Raw genomic sequence first — 20,200 nt, 5'->3', positions numbered from 1 at the left:
TTAGATGCGCGATGAGGGGCCGTATTTTATGCGGCAACAAGAGTGGTACCGCGGAGTTTATGCTTCGTCTCTTAATTTTGATTAAGGGACGAAGCTTTTTTTGTCCCTGTACACCCCAAGACAAGAAAGAGAGGACAAGAACATGGCAAGAACCATCCGAATTTTTGACACGACCCTGCGTGACGGTGAGCAGTCTCCCGGCTGCAGCATGAACCTGAACGAAAAAATCGAGGTTGCCAAGCAGCTGGAAGCGCTGAAAGTAGATATTATTGAAGCGGGCTTTGCCGCTTCTTCGCCCGGCGATGCTGCAGCGATCGCGGCGATCGCGGACAATGTGCACGGCTCTACCATCTGCTCGCTGGCGCGCTGCGTGGAAAAGGATATTGACGCTGCATGGAACGCTATCCGCCGTGCGGACTCGGCCCGCATCCATACCTTCCTCGCAACGTCTCCGGTGCATATGGAATATAAGCTCAAGATGACGCCGGATGAGGTTATCGAATCCGTGGCGCATAATGTAGCCTACGCCAAAAAGTACTGCGAAGATATCGAGTTTTCGGCGGAAGACGCTTGCCGTTCCGATCTGGATTTCCTGTGCCGTGTGTTTGAAACCGCCATCAAGGCCGGCGCGACCACGCTCAACATCCCGGACACGGTCGGTTACATGGTTCCCGAGGAATACGCTGCTCGTATCCGCTATCTGCGTGAGCACACCGAGGGCATTGAAAATGTCATCCTGTCCTGCCATATGCACAACGACCTCGGCATGGCGGTCGCCAACTCTCTGGCCGGTGTGGAAGCCGGTATCGACCAGATCGAGTGCACGATCAACGGCATCGGTGAGCGCGCGGGCAACGCCTCGATGGAAGAGTGCGTCATGGCGCTCAACACGCGCAAGGATCTGTTCGGCGTACAGTGCAACATTGACACCCATCAGATTTATCGTGCCAGCCGCATGATCCAGACGATCACTGGTGTTTCGGTCGCCCCGACCAAGCCGATCGTTGGCGCGAATGCGTTCGCACACGAAGCGGGCATTCACCAGCATGGCGTCATGGCGAACAAGGAAACCTATGAGATCATGACACCCGAGTCGGTCGGCATTCCGAAGAATGCGATCGTGCTGGGCAAGCATTCCGGCCGTCATGCGTTCGAGGATCGTTTGCGCGAACTGGGCTACTCGCTGGATAAGGAGAAGCTCGACAAGACCTTCGAGAAGTTCAAAGTACTGGCGGACAAGAAAAAGGTCATCAAGGATCGCGACCTGGAAGCGTTGGTTGGCGCGGTGCCGGTTTCCGGCGAGGAGCGTTACACGCTCGACCGCTTTGTTATCAACTCCGGCAATACCATCACCTCGACCGCAGTCATCCGCGTCAAGAAGGGCGACGAGATGTTCGAGCGTGCCGCGGTTTCCGACGGCCCGATCAACGCGGCATTCCGTGCAATCAACAAGATCGTCGACAAGGACGTTGTACTGGAGGATTACACGCTGCGTTCTATGACCGACGGCGAGGACGCGCAGGCTGAGGCGATCGCCAAGATCAGCATTGACGGCAGCGAGATCGTCACCGGCCGCGGCGTATCGACCGACGTAATCGAGGCATCCATCAAGGCCTATATCAACGGCATCAACAAGTATTTCATCGACTGAGGGCAGGAGGAAACAACCGCTATGGGTATGACAATGACGCAAAAAATCCTCGCAAAGCATGCGGGGCTGGACAGCGTTTGCGCGGGGCAGCTGATCGAGGCGAACGTCGATCTGACGCTCGCCAACGATATCACCGGGCCGGTCGCCATCCGTGAGATGGAGAAGGCTGGTTTTGACAAGGTGTTTGATAACACCAAAATCGCGCTGGTGATGGATCATTTTGCACCGAATAAGGATATTAAATCGGCGGAGCAATGCCTCGAATGCCGCGAATTTGCCAAAAAGCACGGCATCGTCAACTTTTATGATGTCGGCACGATGGGCATCGAGCATGCGCTGCTGCCGGAAAAAGGCCTGACCGCCCCCGGTGAGCTGATTATCGGCGCGGACAGCCATACCTGCACCTACGGCGCGCTCGGCGCGTTCTCGACCGGCGCCGGTTCGACCGACCTTGCCGCCGGTATGGCGACGGGTAAGGCGTGGTTCAAGGTGCCCAGCGCAATCAAGTTTGAGCTGAAGGGCAAGCTCCGTCCGTGGGTGTCCGGCAAGGACGTGATCCTGCACATCATCGGCAAGATCGGCGTGGACGGCGCGCTGTACAAGTCGATGGAGTTTGTTGGTGAAGGCGTTTCCTCTCTGTCGATGGATGACCGCTTCACCATCTGCAACATGGCGATTGAAGCGGGTGCGAAAAACGGCATTTTCCCGGTCGACGACAAGACCATGGCGTACATCAAGGATCGTGTTAACCGTGAAGTTACGGTGTTCGAGGCGGACGCGGACGCAGAGTATGAGCAGACGATCGAGATCGACCTGTCCACGCTGGGGCTGACCGTTGCTTGCCCGCACCTGCCGGAAAACACCAAGACGATCGACGAACTGGGCCATATCGAGATCCAGCAGTCGGTCATCGGTTCGTGCACCAACGGCCGCATCGACGATATGCGCGCCGCGGCTGAGATTCTCAAGGGCCGCAAGGTGAACCCGAACGTGCGTACCATCGTCATTCCGGCGACGCAGGAGGTGTATCTCCAGTGCATCGAGGAGGGCCTGACCAAAATCTTCATTCAGGCGGGCGCAATTGTTTCCACCCCGACCTGTGGTCCGTGCCTGGGCGGTCACATGGGTATTCTGGCGCACGGAGAAAAGTCGATCTCGACGACCAACCGTAATTTTGTCGGCCGTATGGGTCACATTTCCTCGGAAATCTATCTGGCCAGCCCGGCGGTAGCTGCGGCAAGCGCGGTTGCGGGCTATATTTGCGCGCCGGACGAGCTGAAATAAGGGAGGAAACAGTACCATGAATGCAAAAGGCAGAGTTTTCAAATACGGGGACAACGTTGATACCGACGTTATTATTCCCGCACGTTACTTAAATATTGCAGATCCCAAGGAACTGGCAACCCACGCGATGGAGGACATCGACGCGGAGTTTGTGAAAAAGATGCAGCCGGGCGATATTGTTGCGGCAACCCGCAACTTCGGCTGCGGCTCTTCGCGCGAGCATGCGCCGCTGGTGCTCAAAGAAAACGGCGTTTCCTGCGTGATTGCGGCGTCGTTTGCGCGCATTTTCTACCGCAACGCCATCAACATCGGTTTGCCGATTTTGGAGTGCGAAGCGGCGGCAAACGGCATCGACGATGGTGACACGGTTTCGGTCAACTTTGACACTGGCGTGATCACCAACGAGACCAAGGGTGAGACCTATCAGGCGGCTGCGTTCCCGCCGTTCATCCAGAGCATTATTCAGGCGGGCGGTTTGCTCAAGTCGCTCAAGGAAAGAGGGGAATAAGCCATGCAGTACAATATTGCGGTCGTCAAGGGCGACGGCATTGGCCCGGAAATCGTCACCGAGGCAATGAAGGTGCTTGACAAGGTCGGTGAGAAGTTTGGCCACCAGTTCAACTATACCGAGGTGCTGGCAGGTGGCTGTTCCATTGACGCAAATGGCATCCCGCTGACCGAGGAAACCATTGAAATCTGCAAAAACGCGGATTCTGTACTGCTCGGCGCAGTCGGCGGCCCGAAGTGGGACGAAGTCCCCTCGGAAAAGCGTCCGGAGAAGGCGCTGCTCGGTCTGCGTTCGGCGCTCGGCCTGTTCGTCAATCTTCGCCCCGCGCAGATGCACAAGGCGCTGTCGGATGCCTGCCCGATCAAGCCTGAGATCATCGGGGACGGCTTTGACATCCTCGTTTGCCGCGAGCTGACCGGCGACGTGTACTTCGGCAAGCATTACCGCCGCGAAAGCGAAAAGGGCTGGGGCGAAGTTGGCGCGGACGACATGAACTATTCAGTTTATGAGATTGAGCGCATCGGCCGCCGCGCGTTTGAAATGGCGATGAAGCGTAATAAGAAGGTTTGCTCGGTCGATAAGGCGAATGTGCTGGAAACCAGCCGCGTTTGGCGCGAGACCATGCACCGTATTAAGGATGAATATCCCGAGGTGGAATATTCGGATATGTACGTGGACAACTGCGCGATGCAGCTCGTGCGCAATCCGGGTCAGTTCGACGTAATCGTGACTGGCAACCTGTTCGGCGACATCCTGTCGGATGAAGCGTCTATGATTACCGGCTCGATCGGCATGCTGCCTTCGGCTTCGATGAATGAGACCGGCAAGGGCATGTACGAACCGATCCACGGCTCTGCGCCCGATATCGCGGGCAAGGGGATCGCCAATCCGATCGCGACCATCCTTTCTTGCGCGATGATGCTGCGCTATTCCTTCGGTCTGATGGCGGAGGCAGATGCAATTGAAAACGCGGTCGAGGCTGTGCTCGACGCGGGTCACCGCACGGCGGATATCGCCGCAAAGGGTGAAAAGGTGCTTTCCACCAGCGAGATGGGCGAACTCATCCGCGCACAGATCTAATAAGTGTATAGGGGGACGCAGCGAGCGGCTGCGTCCCCCTTTTCGTCTTTTGCTCAGCAGAAAAGCTGATAGTGCGGCTGCTGCAAAGACAAGAAGAAAATAGGGAAAATGTGCAAGGAGTCAGGCGAAACACCGGACTTCTTGTCTGCATTTGTGCCAAAAAGAGATTTGGTATGCATAGACTTGAGATTTTGCAGAGACTGCTGTATAATAAGATAGATTTTGAGCACCCACTGTTCTATTATGACAATAAAGAATGCAGGAGATAGAAAATGAAAACCGCTTCTATTTTGGGCGTGCATTTCCATGCAGTAACAATGCAGCAGGCTGTGGATGTGGCAATGAGCCGCATCCGCGCAAGGCAGAAGGGCTATGTGGTAACGCCAAATCCCGAAATCGTTGATCTCTGCTGTAGGGACAGAGAATATATGGGCATCGTCAACCGTGCAGCACTTGTTCTGCCGGACGGTATCGGCATTATTTATGCAGCGAAAATCCTCGGCGAAGAGCTTTGCGGCAAAGTCGCAGGCATTGAGTTTGCCGAAAATCTGGTCGCTGCCATGGCGAAAGAGAATATGCGGCTGTTCTTGCTCGGGGCGAAGCCGGGCGTTGCCGAAAAAGCCGGGGAAAATCTGTGCAAGAAATATCCGGGGCTAGTGCTTGCCGGCACACAGGACGGCTATTTCACCGACCCGCAAACGGCGGTGGATGCAATCAACGCCTGCGGCGGGGCGGACGTCGTGTTTGTTTGCCTTGGCGCCCCCAAGCAGGAACGGTTTATGGCAAACTATATGGATGAAATTCATGCGACGCTGTTCTGTGGCTTGGGCGGCTCGCTGGATGTGTTTGCAGGTATTGCCAAGCGTGCGCCGAAAATCTTCATCAAGCTGGGGCTGGAATGGTTTTACCGGCTGCTTTGTCAACCCAGCCGTATCGGACGTATGATGAAGCTGCCCAAATTTCTGCTGATCGTCATCCGGGAGCGGCTGTTCGGCGGCAAACGAAAATAAGACGGGGGTTGTGCCAAGCCGATAAAGCTTTGCGATAAAACCCGAAAAATATGGGGAAAATGGGTCTGTAGGACAGAAAGAAAATTCCAAGCGACACGGGAAACCGGATGCGGGCGACGGGGGATCGCCGCGAAAATAAAGGAAAAGGATTGTTTATGTTACCATTTCGAGAAATCACATTGGAGGACAAGCAACAAGTAGAGGCATGCGGTTCGCACTATTATTATCATCTGTGCGAGCGCTGTTTTGTGGATTTGTTTATGTGGCGCAGCCATTATAACACGCAAATTTGCTTTCGGGACGGCTTCCTTCTGGTCAAAATGACACCGCTGGACGGCGGCCATGACTGTTATCTTGCTCCCGTAGGTGAGGGCGATTTGGGCGATGCACTGGATGCACTCGAACAGGATGCCGCGGAGCGCGGCATTCCGTTTGTGGTGGTGTCGGTGGCGGAGCCGATGATCGAACGCATCGAGGCGGTGCGGCCGGGCAAATTTGTCTTTTCACATGATAATGAGGATGGCGACGATTATATTTATCTGGCGGAAAAGCTACGTACGTTGTCGGGCAAAAAGCTGCAAAGCAAACGCAATCTGGTCAATCGGTTCCAGGCGGCATACGAGGGCCGCTGGAGCTATGAGGATATGACGCGCGACAACATCAAGGATGCATTCGGCTATCACATCCGTTGGTGCAACCAGAATGGATGTGCGCAGAGCCGCGATTTTCAGGGCGAGACCTGTGCGATTGTACAGGCACTGCACAACTTTGACGCACTCGAGCTGCGGGGCGGTCTGCTGCGGCTGGACGGCGAGGTGATCGCCTTCACCTTCGGCTGTAAGGCCGAGCCGGACATGTATGTGGTGCAGATCGAAAAAGCCGATCACACCATCCCCGGTGCCTATCAGATGATTAACCAGCAGTTCGTTTTGCGGAACTGCGATGACGTACAGTACGTCAATAGAGAGGAAGATCTTGGCCTGGAAGGCTTGCGCAAGGCGAAGAAGTCGTATTATCCGGTCATGCGCGGCGTGAAATACACTGCCGTGCCGAAGGAGACGCAGGCATGATCCGGTGGGCGCAACCGAAGGATATACCGGACGTCCGGCAGCTGTGGGAAGCCTGCTTTCCCGATGAGGGCGGCTTTAACGATTATTTTTTTGCGCACTTCTTTGACTGCGGTACGGTGCTGCTGAGCGAGGAGCAGGGCACGCTGTGCGCAATGGTGCAGATGCTGCCGTACCGGCTGCGGACCGGCGGCATCGAGCAGGAAATCACCTATATTTACGGCGCGTGTACCGACCCGGCGCATCGCCGCAAAGGCCATATGGCACGTCTGCTCGAAGCATCCTTTGCGATCGACCGAGAGCAGGGCAGGGCCGCTTCGACGCTCATCCCTGCCGAGCCGTGGCTGTTTGATTTTTACCGTCCGTTTGGCTATGAGCCGTTTTTCTATACGGAAAAGCGTGAAATCGTGCGAGCAGAGGACGGTGAAGCGCCGCGGCGGCTGACGCGAGACGATGTACCGCAGATGGCGGCGCTGTATGACCGTTTGGTGCCTGACTGCCGTATTGTACGCGATGAAGCGTACTGGCGTGCACAGATCGATATGTTTGACGCACTGGGCGCAGGCGTATTCGGCTGGTTTGCAGGGGATACCCTTGCGGCTTATGCTTTTTGCTGGACGGATACTGTGCAGGAGGCGCTTGGTTTGACTGCCGCGCGGGAGCAGGGGCTGCTCGCGGCGCTCGGGCTGGAGCGATGCACGGTGACAGGCTGCGGCACGCAGAGTGCGCTCGGTTGTATCAAATGGTATGAAGAACGGGAGGATTCCCGTGGATATATGAACTTAATGCTGAACTGAAAGGTGTGACAAGAGATGGTATATGTACTGTTAGCAGAGGGGTTTGAAGAAACGGAAGCCATTACCCCGGCGGATCTGCTGCGCCGCGCGGGCGTGGAGGTCAAGCTGGTGGGTGTGACGGGCGAGCTGGTGCACGGCTCGCACGGCATCGGCATCCAGACCGATCTGCCCATGGATCAGGCGGATTGGGATAACGCGGATATGGTGGTTCTGCCGGGCGGTATGCCGGGCACGAAGAATCTGTATGCGGACGAGCGCGTGACAAACGCGGTGCGCAAGTGCTATGACGAAGGCAAATACGTTGCTGCGATCTGCGCTGCACCGTCTATTATTTTGGGCGGCATGGGTCTGCTCAAGGGCCGTAAGTCAACTTGCTATCCGGGCATGGAGGACGGTATGACGGGTGCGACTCCGCTCAAGCGCACCTGCGTGGTAGATGGCCGCATTATCACCGCCTGCGGCGTAGGCGGCGCACTGGATTTCGGCTGTGCGCTGGTGTCCGCGCTGCGCGGCGAGGAGCAGGCGCGACGGATCGCTGCCGAAGTTGTGCACCATGTCGAACGATAAAAAGACACTGCGTCGCAAATTTCTTTCCGAACGTGCCGCGCAGGATGCGGCGGACAAGCAGTCTGCCGACAGGCAGATTGCCACCCATGTGCTCGAGCATGAAAGCTACCGCCGTGCCGGATGCATTTTTGCCTATGTGTCCACCCCGCAGGAGATCGACACCCGCGCATTGCTGCGCGCAGCGTTCTCGGCGGGGAAAACCGTCTGTGTTCCGCTTTGCGGCGCGGCAGGCGAAATGACCGCGCGACAAATCACCTCGCTCGATGAGCTGCTGCCGGGCGCGCACGGGATTGACGAGCCGCCTGCCGCGGCACCGGAGGTTCCACCGGAGGAGATTGATCTGGTGCTGGTTCCGGCGCTTGCCTGCGATAAGCAGGGCTACCGCTTGGGCTATGGCGGCGGGTATTATGACCGCTTTCTTTGCCGGACAGGAGCCGTCCGCGTGGCGCTCTGCGCTGAAAAGCGTCTGGTGGAAAGCCTGCCGCATACTGCGCTCGATCAAAGATGCCATTGGATCATAACGGAAAGGCAGGTGCTGCGCACGGATGAAGAATAACAAAATCGCGCTGCTGCCGGGCCTTTCCCTGTTTTTGTGCTTTTGTCTGCTGACGGGCACCGGAAAGCTGGCGGGCCGCTTCGGCGGCAGTGCGCCGCTCATCGCACTTGCGGAATTTGTTTCGTTCGCGCTGCCGCTGGTTCTGCTGGTGTTCTCCATGCGGGATCAGAAGAAGCTGCGCAAACGGTTGCAGTCGCGCCGCATGCGCAAGGGGATACTGGGACTGACGGTTCGATTGGGTGTCACCGTAGCGGTGCTTTCGCTGTTCCTGAATTTGCTGGTTTATCACTTGGCGGGTCTGGTTGGCGCGGACTTATCAGCAACTCCGCTCGATGCGCCGCAGTCAGGGCTGAGCATGACCGCCCGCTTTTTCATCATTGTTGTCCTTTCGTCTGTGATGGAAGAGGTATATTTGCGCGGTACTTTGTTTACTGTGCATGAGGAAAGCGTCGGCACTTCAGCCTGCCTGATTTTCAGCGGTTTGGCATTTGCCATGCTGCACGGCAGCATAATGAACTTTGCAGGTCCGTTTTTGGCTGGTATCGCTTATGCGTATTTGACCTATGTGTCCGGCAGCGTTTGGCCTGCGGTTTTGGCCCACGGCGTGAACAACCTGTATTATGTGTTTGTGCTTTGGATCACGGATACTTATGCGGCTTTTGGCATATGGAGCTATTTCGCAGCGATCAATGCACTTGTGCTGCTGCTTTTCCTTTATTTGACACTGCGTGAACTGGAAACGCTGCTGACCAGAGGCTGCATTCCTCATTTTGAAAAAAGCGCCGGTTTGTATGACCTGTGGTTGCTGGTGCGCAATCCCGGTATGCTGGCTTTTTTCCTTGCTTTCATCGCAAAGCTGATTCTAAACCGGGTGTTTTAACGAAATACAGAAAAATATTGAGGTGAGACAATGGATAATAATTTCAATCAGGAAACACAGCGTATCCCGCAGCCGCCGCAGCAGCATCGCCGCCGCAGCCGCCGCCAGATCAACGGCGGATGCGCGGGGACAGTGGTTTATGTGATTGCCGTGCTGGGTATTTCGATTATTCTGTCGCTGGCGGCGATTTTTGTTGCCAATGATGTATTTGCGTTTGTCAAGGAGAATGCGGTCAAGGAAATCACGGTTTCGGAAAATACCGACCTGATTTCGCTGGCAAAGCAGTTGGATGATGAAGGTGTCATCAATTACGGCACTATCTTCAAGCTGTATGTCCGCATTAAGGGCGATAATGAGGGCGTACTGGCAGGTTCGTACTCGCTCAACCCCAATATGGACTACGGTCAGATCATCGATACGCTGGTCAACGCATCGAGCAAGGAAACCATGAAAATCACGGTTCCGGAGGGTTACTCGGTCGCACAGATCAAGCAGCTGCTGCTCGATGAGCATGTTTGCACGGAGGATGCGCTCAACGAAGCGCTGAACGAATATCCGTTTAAGCATACGTTCCTGCAGGATGAGCTGCCGGCAACCGAAGGCTGGCTGGAGGGGTATCTGTTCCCGGATACCTATGAGATCTATAAGGGCAACGCGACGGTGGTCGACACCATCAATAAGATGCTCAACAACTTTGAGACCAAATATGATGCGGATATTCAGGCCGGTGCGGAAAGCCTTGGCCGGTCCATGCATGATATTGTGACGATCGCGTCTCTGGTTGAGCGTGAGGCGCAGGCGGACAGCGAACGCGCGACGATTGCCGGCGTTATCTACAACCGTTTGAATAATTCCAGCGAGTTCCCGTATTTGCAGGTGGACGCATCCGTCCTGTACGGCCTTGGCCGGACAAGCGGCACGCTGAGCGAAGAGGATTTGGCGTCCGATACCCCGTATAACCTGTACACCAAGCAGGGCCTGCCGCCCGGACCGATCTGCAATCCGGGTTATGCTTCCCTGTACGCGGCTTCGCATCCGGAGCAGCATAACTATTACTACTATGTCGCTATGCCGGATGGCACGCATCTGTTTGCCAACAGCTATGCGGAGCATGAGGCGAACATTGCGAAATCCAATGCGGCGCAGGCTGCCGCGGCGGCTGCAAACACGGAGGGCAGCGGTGAATAATCAGATGCCGGAGTTGCTATCGCCTGCGGGCGATATGGAAAAAATGCGTTTTGCCATTGCATATGGCGCAAACGCAGTGTATTTTGCAGGACAGCGGTTCGGAATGCGGGCCGCTGCCGCAAACTTTGACGATCAGGAGCTGCGCGCGGGCATTGCCTATGCGCATGCGCACGGCGTCAAATGCTATATCACGGTCAATATCATGCCGTCCGAATGCGATTTGCCCGCATTGCCCGCCTATCTGGAACTGCTGGCAGACGCGGGGGCGGATGCTTTGATCGTGGCAGATGTGGGCGTGATCCGCATGGCGCAGCGCTATGCGCCCAAGGTGCCGCTGCACATTTCGACCCAAACCAGTATCCTCAATCACGAGGCAGCGAACTTTTGGGCGGATCTGGGCGCGGAGCGCGTTGTGCTTGCGCGTGAGCTGTCGCTGGAAGAGATTGCAGCAATTCGCGCGAAAACGCCGAAAACGCTGGAAATCGAAGCGTTTGTGCACGGCGCGATGTGCATTTCCTATTCCGGGCGCTGCTTGATCTCGCAGTATATGACCGGACGGGATGCCAATCACGGTGCGTGCGCCCAGCCTTGCCGCTGGAATTACGCGCTGATGGAGGAAAAGCGGCCGGGCGAGTTTTTCCCGGTTGAGGAGGATGCCCGCGGCACCTATCTATATAATTCTAAGGATATGTGCATGATCGAGCATATTCCGGAGTTGGTGCGCGCCGGTGTGGATTCCTTCAAGATCGAGGGACGCAACAAAACGGCGTATTACACCGCTTGCGTGACCGGCGCATACCGCGCGGCGATCGACGCCTATGCCGCCGATCCGGCGGGCTTTGTGCTGCCGCAGTTCTGCCGCGAGGAAGTGAACAAGGTCAGCCACCGCGAATATTACACCGGATTCTACTTCGGTTCGGAGGAAAACGGACAGCACTATGGCGACAGCCAGTACATCCGGGAATACGAAGTGGTGGGCATGCCGGTTGACTGCGGTGCGGACGGGCACGCAGTGTTTGCTTTGAAAAACCGAATTTTCAAGGGCGAGGAACTGGAGCTCATCCAGCCGGGGCAATCTCCGTATCGTTTCCGCGCGGATGGCGTGGTCAACGACGAGGGCGAGGCGCTCGACCTGTTCAATGTACCGCAGATGCGGGTGCACTTCTCTTTCCCGTTTGCAGTGGATGAATACGCGATTTTACGCAAGAAAAAAGAACGGCCTTCGTAAGGCCGTTCTTTTCTTTTAGCTGTGTTCTGCCCAGTCCAGGCTGCGACCGACCGCCTTTGCCCAGCCTGTCAGCAACCGCCGACGGGTATCCGCTTCCATGGCAGGTTCATAGAATGTATCACAACGCCAAAGCTGCGTCAGTTCCTCCCGGCTGCGCCACACGCCGGTGGCAAGACCCGCCAGATAGCAGGCGCCCAGCGCGGTTGTTTCGCGGATGACCGGACGGCGGATGGTGCACTGTGAGATGTCCGCCTGAAATTGCATCAAGAAGCTGTCGCGGCTCGCGCCGCCGTCCACCGAGAGAGAGGACAACGGCACGCCGGTATCGCGTGCCATGGCGTCCAGCAGGTCGTTGACCTGATAGGCGATGGATTCCTGTGCGGCACGGATGATATGCTCGCGGGAGGTGCCGCGCGTCAGTCCGATGAGGCAGCCACGCGCATACATGTCCCAGTGCGGTGCGCCAAGGCCGGTGAACGCGGGTACAAGATATACGTCGCCTGTATCCGGCACCTTTTTCGCATAGTATTCCGCATCGCGGCTTTCCGCGAAAAAGCGCATTTCATCCCGCAGCCACTGGATGACCGCGCCGCCGACAAAGACGCTGCCCTCCAGCGCATACTGCGTTTCGTCACCAATGCGGATGCCGATGGTAGTAAGCAGTTCGTTTTTGCTTTCACAGGCCTGTGTGCCGGTGTTCATCAGCAGGAAGCAGCCCGTGCCGTAGGTGTTTTTTGCGTCGCCCGGCGCAAAGCAGGTCTGTCCGAACAGGGCGGCCTGCTGGTCGCCTGCAATGCCTGCGATCGGGATGTCGCCGCCCGGCATGGCGACCGTGCCGTACACTTCGCTGGACGAACACACGCGCGGCAGCATGGCGCGCGGAATGTCGAGCGCGTTGAGCAGGGTATCATCCCAGTCCAGTGTGTGGATATTAAAAATCATGGTGCGTGCGGCGTTGGTCGCGTCCGTGATATGTACTTTGCCGCCGGTCAGCTTCCAGACCAGCCAAGAGTCCACCGTGCCGAACAGGATATCGCCCCGCGCAGCTTTTTCGCGTGCTCCATCGACATGGTCTAGTATCCATTTGATTTTCGTGCCGGAAAAGTAGGCATCCGGGATCAAACCCGTCGTTTGCCGAATGTGTTCGGAGAGGCCTTCCGCCACCAGCTCGTCCACAATATCAGCCGTGCGGCGGCATTGCCAAACGATGGCGTTATAAATCGGGCGGCCGGTTTTCCGATCCCAGAGGATGGTAGTTTCGCGCTGGTTGGTGATGCCAATGCCGGCAATGTCCTGCGGCGATACATCGGACGCTGCCAGCACTTCAAGCATCGCGGCGTATTGCGTCGACCAGATATCCATCGGGTCTTGCTCGACCCAACCCTCATGTGGATAGTGCTGTGTCAGCTCATGTTGGCGGATAGCCAGAATGTTCTGCTCGCGGTCAAACAGGATCGCGCGCGAGCTGGTGGTGCCTTGATCCAAAGCCAAAATATACTGCGCCATGGTTTGTCGCCTCGCTTTCGTAAAACAATCATACCCTGAGGGGATGTACCTGTCAATATGGCAGCAGGGCGCAGGGGGCTTTATACGATTTTTGTTTACATTATAGCGGAGCGATGGTATAATTAACATGAATTTTTGCGTCCGAAAGGGGGACGAGAAGTTGAATAAGCCATCTCGAAAAGCACTGCGGTCGGGTAGCAGGATATTTTTTGCTTTGTTTCTTCTGTTTGCGCTCGGCAGCATGTATTTTTCCGTGATATATGGCCTGATCGGTCTGATTTTAGGTGTGCTTCTGCGCATGATTGCGCTGCATGGAGAGCAGGAGTGCAGCCGTCAGATGCAGGCGTTAATGGATAACATTGTGGTAGACGCAGGAGAAATCCATCCCGCAGTGACCCATTCTCCGCTGCCGACTGTGGTGGCGCTGGCGACAACGGGCGAGATCGTCTGGGCAAACAGTGCGTTTGCGGACATCAGCGGTCAGTTTGCCGGCGCGCGGCATATGCGTTTGACTGAGCTTGCGCCGACCTTTGAGACCCGCTGGCTGATCGAAGGGAAAAACGAGTTCCCGGGTGAGCTGCGGATGGGGCGGAATGCCTATCATGTGTTCGGCAGCTTGGTGCAGAGCGATGCGGGACAGATGATGATGCTGCATTTTCTGGACTGCACAGAATATGTGCAGCTGCGCGATGCGGCGGAGACCCGCCGTCCGGCGATTGCGGTCATCGCAATCGACAACTATGAGGAACTGACCAAAAATGCGACCGATTCAGAAAAATCGACCATTTTGGCGGGCATCGACAAGCGGCTGTTTGCCTGGATCAAGGACTGCAATGCGGTGCTGCGCAAGTACGATCGCGACAAATACATTTTCATCATTGAAAATGCCGAGCTGGATAAACTCAGCGCACGCAAATTTGCGGTTTTGCAGGATGTGCGCGATATTCAGAACCATGAAGGCGTCATTGCGACGCTGTCCATCGGCATCGGCAAGGATGGAGAAACGCTGGCAGAATGCTATCAATATGCTGGTCTGGCAATTGACATGGCGTTGTCGCGCGGCGGCGATCAGGCGGTCATCAAGAATCGCTATACCTTTGAGTTCTTCGGTGGTCTGACCGAGGAGGTGGAGAAGCGCACCAAGGTCAAAAGCCGCGTGGTGGCAAATGCGCTTTCCCAGCTCATCCGCGATTCTTCGCAGGTGCTGATTATGGGTCACCGGAACAGCGATATGGACGCCATCGGCGCAGCAGCCGGTATGGTGTGCGCGGCCCGTGTCAAGGGCAAGCCGGTGCATATCGTGGTGGATCGGGAGCACACCATGGCGAGCGACCTGATCGAACGCCTAGAGACGCTGCCCGAGTATAAGGATGTGTTTATCAGCGCAGAGGACGCGATGATCCTGTGTGATTTCAACACCCTTTTGATCGTCGTGGATGTCAACCGCCCGGGGTATGTGGAAAACGAGGCGCTGCTGCAATCCATCAATAAGGTGGCGGTCATCGACCATCACCGCCGTGCAGCGGACTATATCGAAAACGCGGTCGTTTCGCTGCATGAACCGTATGCGTCGTCCGCATCCGAGCTGGTCAGTGAGCTGCTGCAATATCTGGTGCCGACCAGCGGCATTTTGACGGGTGAAGCGGAAGCAATGCTGGCGGGCATCTATCTGGATACCAAGGGCTTCTCGATGCGCACCGGCGTGCGTACCTTTGAGGCAGCCGCCTACCTGCGCCGTGCAGGTGCGGAGGCAGGTGACGTCAAGCATTTGTTCCAGTCCAGCTTCACGCAGTATATGGAGCGGCAGAAGCTGATTTCTTCCGCGCGCGACTGCGGGCAGGGTGTCATTTTTGCCATCACCGATGAGGAAGTGGACCGCATAGCGGCGGCGCAGGCGGCAGACGAGCTGCTGAGCATCATCGGCACCCGCGCAAGCGTGGTGGCGTTCCGCAGCGGCAACGACATGGTGGTGTCCGCGCGCGCATCCGGGCAGGTCAATGTGCAGCTGCTCATGGAGCGGCTGGGCGGCGGCGGCAATCATTCCGCGGCAGGTGCGCAATTGCGCAACACCACCCCGGAAGAGGCGGACCGCATGATTACCGAGGCGATCAACGGCTATTTTGCCGATCAGCAAACCGATAAACCGGCAGAGCAATAAGCTGGCCGGCTTCTATCAGATACAGAAAGTCAGAAAAGGAGTTAATACATTATGAAAGTGATTCTCAAAGCCGATGTCAAGGGCAAGGGCAAGAAGGGCGACCTGATCGAGGTCAGCGAAGGCTACGGCCGCAATTTTCTCATGCCGCGCGGACTGGCTGAGCCGGCAACGGCGGATAATCTGAACGTCAAGAAGGCGCAGGACGAGGCGCATGCACGCAAGGTTGCGCTTGAGCAGCAGGCCGCGCGCGGAGCGGCGGAAAAGCTGAAGGTCAGCCCGGTTAAGGTTCCGGCAAAAGGTGGTTCCGGCGGACGCCTGTTCGGCGCGGTGACCTCCAAGGAAATTGCGGAGGAACTTAACAAGCAGTATGGTCTGAATGTACCTAAGCAGAAAATCGTGCTGGAAGAGCCGATCAAGACCTTCGGCGTGCATCGTGTCAAGGCAAAGCTGTATCAGGATATCGCAGGCGAGATTTTGGTGCAGGTAGTAGAAGCGTAAACACTTATAGGGGGCTTCAAAAGCCCCCTATATACGAAGAGCGGTTTGCAGAATAATGGCCGCGCGGGGCGCGGCAAAGCGAATTTCCAAAGAAAGGCGGTGCGGTTTTGGATGAGCTTTTGATGCGGCAGGTGCCGCAGGACCTGACGGCGGAGCAGTCGCTTCTGGGTGCGATGCTGGTCGACCCGAACTGCATCCCTGAAGTGATCGAGCAGGTGCGTGCGGATGATTTTTATGCCGACGAAAACAAGCGCATCTTTGAGACCATCTACTCCATGTTCAACGGCGCGCAGCGCATCGACCCGGTCACGGTGCTCGATATGCTCACGCGCATGGGCTATTACGACGAGGCGGGCGGCCGCGCGTACCTGTTCCAGCTGATGGAGGTCACGCCGGGCGCGCGCAATGTAAACGAATATGTGCGCATCGTGCGCGATAAAAGTCTGCTGCGGCAGCTGGCCGATGCAGGCAGCGAGATTCAGCAGAACGCGCTTGAGGCGCGCGGCGAAGCCGCCAGCATTGCGGAATTGGCGGAACAGCGGATTTACAGCATTCGGCAGGGGCGTGAAATCAAGGGGCTGTCCAAGCTGAGCGAGGTCATTGCCGACCTGTATACCGAGTTGGATGAGCGCGCCAAGTCGGACAGCGACATTCCGGGTATGTCGACCGGATTCCACGCACTGGACACCGCGCTGACCGGCCTGAACAAGTCCGACCTGATCCTGATTGCGGCACGTCCCGGTATGGGTAAGACGGCGTTTGCGCTCAATGTTGCGCTCAACGCTGCCAAGGCAAGCGTCAAAGACAAGCCGCGCGGCTACAAAAAGGGGACGGGCGTGTGCGTGTTCCAGCTTGAGATGGGTAAGGAACAGCTCGCCAGCCGCTTTTTGTCCAGCGAAGCGCTCATCGAGTCGCAGAAGCTGAAAACCGGCAATCTGGATGAAGAGGACTGGGTCAAGATCGCCCGTGCATCGGGTGTACTAGCCAGACTGAACATTTACGTGGATGACAATCCCGCGATCACGGTTGCTGAAATCAAAGCGAAGTGCCGCCGTTTGGGCGAGGAACTGGGCTTGATTGTCATTGACTACTTGCAGCTGATGCATGTCGGCGGACGGCACATGGATAACCGCGTGCAGGAGGTCGCAGAGATCTCGCGTTCGCTCAAGATTATGGCGAAGGAGCTGAACGTGCCGGTTGTCTGCCTGTCGCAGCTGTCGCGTGCGTCCGAGCAGCGCTCGGACAAGCGGCCGATGCTGTCTGACTTGCGTGAATCCGGTGCCATCGAGCAGGACGCGGATATCGTCATGTTCATCTATCGAGACGATTATTATGATGATGAGAGCGAAAACAAGAACATCGCAGAAATCATCATTGCGAAAAACCGTCATGGTGCGACGGGGACGATCGAATTGCAGTGGGTCGGTCAGTATACGACCTTCTCCAATCCCGATCGCATCCATGGAGACTGAGGCCATGCTGGAACAGATAAAGCAGACCATCGCGGCATATGATATGCTGCGGCAGGGTGAACCGGTGCTGGTCGCGCTGTCGGGCGGCGCGGATTCGGTGGCGTTGCTGCATGGATTGCGGGCACTAGGCTATCCGGTGCGGGCGTTTCATTTGAACCACTGCCTGCGCGGTGCGCAGTCCGATTTGGACGAAGCATTTTGCCGAGAGCTGTGTATGCGCTTAGGTGTCGAACTGACAGTTGAGCGTGTGGATGTTGCTGCGGCGGTGCGCGAGCAGGGGAATGGCGTGGAGGAAACCGCCCGCCGCATCCGCTATGCGCGGCTGCAAGATGCCGCGCAGGGCGAGAAAATCGCTACTGCGCATACCGCAGACGACAATCTGGAAACCGTGTTGTTCCATCTGGTGCGCGGCACCGGCCCCAAAGGGCTGGCGGGCATCCCGCCTGTGCGCGGACAGATCATTCGTCCGCTGCTGCGGGTGGAACGCACGCAGGTCGAGGAATATCTTGCGTCAATCGGACAGGACTATGTCACTGACAGCACGAATGCAGACGACGCTTACACCCGTAACCGCATCCGGCATACGGTCGTGCCCGCACTGCGGGTGATTCAGCCGGCTGCGGCGCAGGCTGCGGCGCGGCTGGGTTACCTGCTGCGGCAGGATGAGGACTGCCTGGGCGGATTGGCGCAGGAATGTCTGGCACAGGCCGCGCGACCTGACGGTGCATGGGACATTGTTCCGCTGCGGCAGGCGCATCCGGCGGTGCGCACACGTGCGCTGCGGCGGATGCTTGCGCAGAGCAGTATGCCGCTGCGGGATCTGACTGCGCAGCATATTTTCGCGCTGGAACAGCTGCTGGACAGCCAAAAGCCTTCTGCCTGCTGCGCCTTACCGCATGGCTTTACCGCGCGGCGTGAATATAGTGCACTGCGGCTGGTGCGGGAGCAAGAGCAGCAGGTACGGGATTCCGTGCCGCTTGCCGTCCCGTCCGAACAGACGCTGTGGAACGGCAGCGTGCGGGTTTCGGTGCATGTCTTAGAAAAAAACGAAGTTTTTTACAAATCATTCAATACTTTTTGCGTGGATTGTGGTACAATAGATTTCGTATCATTGTGCGTTCGCACACGCAAGGCGGGCGACCGGATTCGTCTGACGGAAACAGGCGGCAGCCGGACACTCAAAAAGCTGCTGATCGACCGGAAAATTCCACGCTGCAAGCGGGATGGGTTGGCGGTCGTGGCGGACAAAACCGGCGTGATCGCCGTGCAGGATATAGGCATGGATTGTTCGCGTTCTCCGCAGGGAGGCGCGCGGATGCAAATAAAAATAGAGGGGTATTGAAAAATGGCATATGATATGCGGGACGATATCAAGGAAATCTATTTTACCGAGCAGCAACTCGCGGATAAGGTCGCGGAAATGGGCGCACGCATCACGGAGGATTACCGGGATAAGAACCCGCTGATCGTCAGCGTGCTCAAGGGTTCCTATGTGTTCATGGCAGACCTGACGCGCAAGATCGACACACCCTGCAATGTGGATTTCATGGTCGTGTCGAGCTATGGCAAGGGAACCAAAACCTCGGGCGAGGTGCAGATCATCAAGGATATCGAGCAGCCGATCGATGGGCGCGACCTGCTGATCGTGGAGGACATTCTGGACTCCGGCGTAACGCTCAGCTATCTGATGCAGGTGCTCAAGGCGCGCGGTGCGAAGTCTATCCGTCTGTGCACGCTTCTGTCCAAGCCTGCGCGGCACAAGGTGGATGTGCCTGTCGACTATCTGGGCTTTGAGATCCCGGATGAGTTTGTGGTCGGCTATGGTCTGGATTATGCTGAAAGATACCGCAATCTGCCGTATATCGGCATTTTGAAGCCGAGCGTTTACGGCGGCGAGTAAATATAAACAAGGAAGAGGTGTCAAACCAATTTGAAAGGCAAAATGAAAGGCTTTGGCCTTTATCTCATCATCTTAGTATTTCTTCTGGCGGGCGTCAGCTATGTCATCAGCCAGACCCAGCAAACCGAGCCGATTACCTATTCGGATGTGTTTACCTATTTCACCGAGGGAAAGGTAGACCAGTATAAGGTAGACGATTCGGTGCTGACCATGCATCTGCGCGATGAGAATCGCGTTGTCAGTTATGATTTAGGCGGTTCGCGTGATATCTGGTGGGCGCAGCTCGGCGAGACGATCACGCAGCAGATGGAGGACGGTACCCTCAAAGAGGTCGATTATGTGACCACCACCATTCCGTGGTGGGCGCAGTTCCTGCCATATATCATCCTGATTGTGCTGCTTGGCGCATTCTGGTATTTCATGATGAACAAGCAATCCGGCGGCGGTGCAGGTCCGATGCAGTTCGGCAAGGCGCGCGCACGGCTGGCACAGGACGATAAGCGCAAGGTGACGTTTAACGACGTTGCCGGTGCGGACGAAGAAAAAGCGGAATTGCAGGAGATTGTCGAGTTCCTCAAGAATCCGCAGAAGTTCGTGCAGATCGGCGCGCGTATCCCCAAGGGCGTTCTGCTGGTCGGCCCTCCGGGCACTGGTAAAACCCTGATCGCGCGTGCGGTCGCAGGTGAGGCAGGCGTGCCGTTCCTGTCGATTTCCGGTTCGGATTTCGTTGAATTGTATGTTGGTGTGGGTGCGTCTCGTGTGCGTGACCTGTTCGAGCAGGCCAAGAAGAATGCCCCGGCAATCGTGTTCATCGACGAGATCGACGCGGTCGGCCGTCAGCGTGGCGCGG

Annotated in this window: 19 protein-coding genes and 1 other annotated feature (1 of these 20 cut by a window edge); of the genes, 18 read left to right on the top strand and 1 reads right to left on the bottom strand. The window is 56.7% G+C overall.

Annotation, left to right across the window (positions count from 1 at the left end):
• Nucleotides 1-75: a binding site (T-box leader), on the top strand; it begins 167 nt to the left of the window's first position.
• A 31-nt stretch (nucleotides 76-106) separates the two neighbouring features.
• From ABGT74_RS11725 to ABGT74_RS11670, 12 genes are all read left to right on the top strand, one after another.
• Nucleotides 107-1,651 (top strand): 2-isopropylmalate synthase, encoded by a 1,545-nt coding sequence (locus ABGT74_RS11725; RefSeq protein ID WP_297282762.1) that lies wholly within the window; start codon nucleotides 107-109, stop codon nucleotides 1,649-1,651.
• Nucleotides 1,652-1,672: 21 nt separating this feature from the next.
• Nucleotides 1,673-2,935 (top strand): 3-isopropylmalate dehydratase large subunit, encoded by a 1,263-nt coding sequence (leuC, locus tag ABGT74_RS11720; protein ID WP_346705612.1) that lies wholly within the window; start codon nucleotides 1,673-1,675, stop codon nucleotides 2,933-2,935.
• A 16-nt stretch (nucleotides 2,936-2,951) separates the two neighbouring features.
• Nucleotides 2,952-3,443, top strand: coding sequence for a 3-isopropylmalate dehydratase small subunit (locus ABGT74_RS11715; protein ID WP_346705611.1), 492 nt, complete (start codon nucleotides 2,952-2,954; stop codon nucleotides 3,441-3,443).
• 3 nt (nucleotides 3,444-3,446) lie between these two features.
• A complete protein-coding gene (gene leuB, locus ABGT74_RS11710) occupies nucleotides 3,447-4,523 on the top strand; it encodes a 3-isopropylmalate dehydrogenase (RefSeq protein ID WP_297282681.1) in 1,077 nt (358 codons plus the stop codon).
• 272 nt (nucleotides 4,524-4,795) lie between these two features.
• Entirely contained in the window at nucleotides 4,796-5,533 is a 738-nt protein-coding gene (locus ABGT74_RS11705; RefSeq protein ID WP_346705609.1) for a WecB/TagA/CpsF family glycosyltransferase, read from the top strand.
• A 155-nt stretch (nucleotides 5,534-5,688) separates the two neighbouring features.
• Nucleotides 5,689-6,603, top strand: a complete 915-nt coding sequence (locus ABGT74_RS11700) for a phosphatidylglycerol lysyltransferase domain-containing protein (RefSeq protein ID WP_297282679.1) — start codon at nucleotides 5,689-5,691, stop codon at nucleotides 6,601-6,603.
• Nucleotides 6,600-7,397 (top strand): GNAT family N-acetyltransferase, encoded by a 798-nt coding sequence (locus ABGT74_RS11695; protein ID WP_346705608.1) that lies wholly within the window; start codon nucleotides 6,600-6,602, stop codon nucleotides 7,395-7,397. The genes ABGT74_RS11700 and ABGT74_RS11695 overlap by 4 nt, the downstream gene beginning before the upstream one ends.
• Before the next feature lie 15 nt (nucleotides 7,398-7,412).
• Nucleotides 7,413-7,964: a DJ-1 family glyoxalase III gene (locus tag ABGT74_RS11690; protein WP_346705607.1), complete on the top strand. Its 552-nt coding sequence runs from the start codon at nucleotides 7,413-7,415 to the stop codon at nucleotides 7,962-7,964.
• Nucleotides 7,951-8,520 carry a 5-formyltetrahydrofolate cyclo-ligase gene (locus ABGT74_RS11685; RefSeq protein WP_346705606.1) on the top strand — a complete coding sequence of 190 codons (570 nt, stop codon included), beginning with the start codon at nucleotides 7,951-7,953 and terminating at the stop codon, nucleotides 8,518-8,520. The genes ABGT74_RS11690 and ABGT74_RS11685 overlap by 14 nt, the downstream gene beginning before the upstream one ends.
• Nucleotides 8,510-9,400: a CPBP family intramembrane glutamic endopeptidase gene (locus ABGT74_RS11680; protein WP_346705605.1), complete on the top strand. Its 891-nt coding sequence runs from the start codon at nucleotides 8,510-8,512 to the stop codon at nucleotides 9,398-9,400. The genes ABGT74_RS11685 and ABGT74_RS11680 overlap by 11 nt, the downstream gene beginning before the upstream one ends.
• Nucleotides 9,401-9,430: 30 nt before the next feature.
• Nucleotides 9,431-10,588: an endolytic transglycosylase MltG gene (gene mltG, locus ABGT74_RS11675; protein WP_297282674.1), complete on the top strand. Its 1,158-nt coding sequence runs from the start codon at nucleotides 9,431-9,433 to the stop codon at nucleotides 10,586-10,588.
• Entirely contained in the window at nucleotides 10,581-11,816 is a 1,236-nt protein-coding gene (locus ABGT74_RS11670; RefSeq protein WP_346705604.1) for a U32 family peptidase, read from the top strand. The genes mltG and ABGT74_RS11670 overlap by 8 nt, the downstream gene beginning before the upstream one ends.
• A gap of 15 nt (nucleotides 11,817-11,831) precedes the next feature.
• On the opposite strand, the gene glpK is transcribed toward ABGT74_RS11670, so the two are convergent.
• Nucleotides 11,832-13,322, bottom strand: a complete 1,491-nt coding sequence (glpK, locus tag ABGT74_RS11665; RefSeq protein WP_346705603.1) for a glycerol kinase GlpK — start codon at nucleotides 13,320-13,322, stop codon at nucleotides 11,832-11,834.
• Nucleotides 13,323-13,536: 214 nt separating this feature from the next.
• Here glpK and ABGT74_RS11660 point away from each other — a divergent pair, with 214 nt between their 5' ends.
• From ABGT74_RS11660 to ABGT74_RS11635, 6 genes are all read left to right on the top strand, one after another.
• Nucleotides 13,537-15,480: a DHH family phosphoesterase gene (locus ABGT74_RS11660; RefSeq protein ID WP_346705602.1), complete on the top strand. Its 1,944-nt coding sequence runs from the start codon at nucleotides 13,537-13,539 to the stop codon at nucleotides 15,478-15,480.
• Nucleotides 15,481-15,531: 51 nt separating this feature from the next.
• Nucleotides 15,532-15,978: a 50S ribosomal protein L9 gene (gene rplI / locus ABGT74_RS11655; protein ID WP_346705601.1), complete on the top strand. Its 447-nt coding sequence runs from the start codon at nucleotides 15,532-15,534 to the stop codon at nucleotides 15,976-15,978.
• A gap of 122 nt (nucleotides 15,979-16,100) precedes the next feature.
• Nucleotides 16,101-17,450, top strand: a complete 1,350-nt coding sequence (gene dnaB, locus ABGT74_RS11650) for a replicative DNA helicase (RefSeq protein ID WP_346705620.1) — start codon at nucleotides 16,101-16,103, stop codon at nucleotides 17,448-17,450.
• Between the two features lie 4 nt (nucleotides 17,451-17,454).
• Complete coding sequence (tilS, locus tag ABGT74_RS11645; RefSeq protein WP_346705600.1) at nucleotides 17,455-18,792, top strand: tRNA lysidine(34) synthetase TilS; 1,338 nt, start codon at nucleotides 17,455-17,457, stop codon at nucleotides 18,790-18,792.
• Nucleotides 18,793-18,795: 3 nt separating this feature from the next.
• Entirely contained in the window at nucleotides 18,796-19,350 is a 555-nt protein-coding gene (gene hpt, locus ABGT74_RS11640) for a hypoxanthine phosphoribosyltransferase (protein ID WP_297283889.1), read from the top strand.
• 42 nt (nucleotides 19,351-19,392) lie between these two features.
• Nucleotides 19,393-20,200: ATP-dependent metallopeptidase FtsH/Yme1/Tma family protein (locus ABGT74_RS11635; RefSeq protein ID WP_346705619.1), on the top strand; the 808-nt coding region annotated here is incomplete at its 3' end.

This window comes from uncultured Agathobaculum sp., from assembly GCF_963927765.1.
Lineage (GTDB): Bacteria > Bacillota > Clostridia > Oscillospirales > Butyricicoccaceae > Agathobaculum.
This window is presented reverse-complemented; position numbering and strand designations above follow the sequence as displayed.

Bases quoted from the DNA above. Each gene is read 5' to 3' on its own strand.
- leuC (WP_346705612.1), top strand. From the start codon at position 1,673: ATGGGTATGACAATGACGCAAAAAATCCTCGCAAAGCATGCGGGGCTG.
- ABGT74_RS11715 (WP_346705611.1), top strand. From the start codon at position 2,952: ATGAATGCAAAAGGCAGAGTTTTCAAATACGGGGACAACGTTGATACC.
- leuB (WP_297282681.1), top strand. From the start codon at position 3,447: ATGCAGTACAATATTGCGGTCGTCAAGGGCGACGGCATTGGCCCGGAA.
- ABGT74_RS11705 (WP_346705609.1), top strand. From the start codon at position 4,796: ATGAAAACCGCTTCTATTTTGGGCGTGCATTTCCATGCAGTAACAATG.
- ABGT74_RS11700 (WP_297282679.1), top strand. From the start codon at position 5,689: ATGTTACCATTTCGAGAAATCACATTGGAGGACAAGCAACAAGTAGAG.
- ABGT74_RS11695 (WP_346705608.1), top strand. From the start codon at position 6,600: ATGATCCGGTGGGCGCAACCGAAGGATATACCGGACGTCCGGCAGCTG.
- ABGT74_RS11690 (WP_346705607.1), top strand. From the start codon at position 7,413: ATGGTATATGTACTGTTAGCAGAGGGGTTTGAAGAAACGGAAGCCATT.
- ABGT74_RS11685 (WP_346705606.1), top strand. From the start codon at position 7,951: ATGTCGAACGATAAAAAGACACTGCGTCGCAAATTTCTTTCCGAACGT.
- ABGT74_RS11680 (WP_346705605.1), top strand. From the start codon at position 8,510: ATGAAGAATAACAAAATCGCGCTGCTGCCGGGCCTTTCCCTGTTTTTG.
- mltG (WP_297282674.1), top strand. From the start codon at position 9,431: ATGGATAATAATTTCAATCAGGAAACACAGCGTATCCCGCAGCCGCCG.
- glpK (WP_346705603.1), bottom strand. From the start codon at position 13,322: ATGGCGCAGTATATTTTGGCTTTGGATCAAGGCACCACCAGCTCGCGC.
- rplI (WP_346705601.1), top strand. From the start codon at position 15,532: ATGAAAGTGATTCTCAAAGCCGATGTCAAGGGCAAGGGCAAGAAGGGC.
- dnaB (WP_346705620.1), top strand. From the start codon at position 16,101: ATGCGGCAGGTGCCGCAGGACCTGACGGCGGAGCAGTCGCTTCTGGGT.
- tilS (WP_346705600.1), top strand. From the start codon at position 17,455: ATGCTGGAACAGATAAAGCAGACCATCGCGGCATATGATATGCTGCGG.
- hpt (WP_297283889.1), top strand. From the start codon at position 18,796: ATGGCATATGATATGCGGGACGATATCAAGGAAATCTATTTTACCGAG.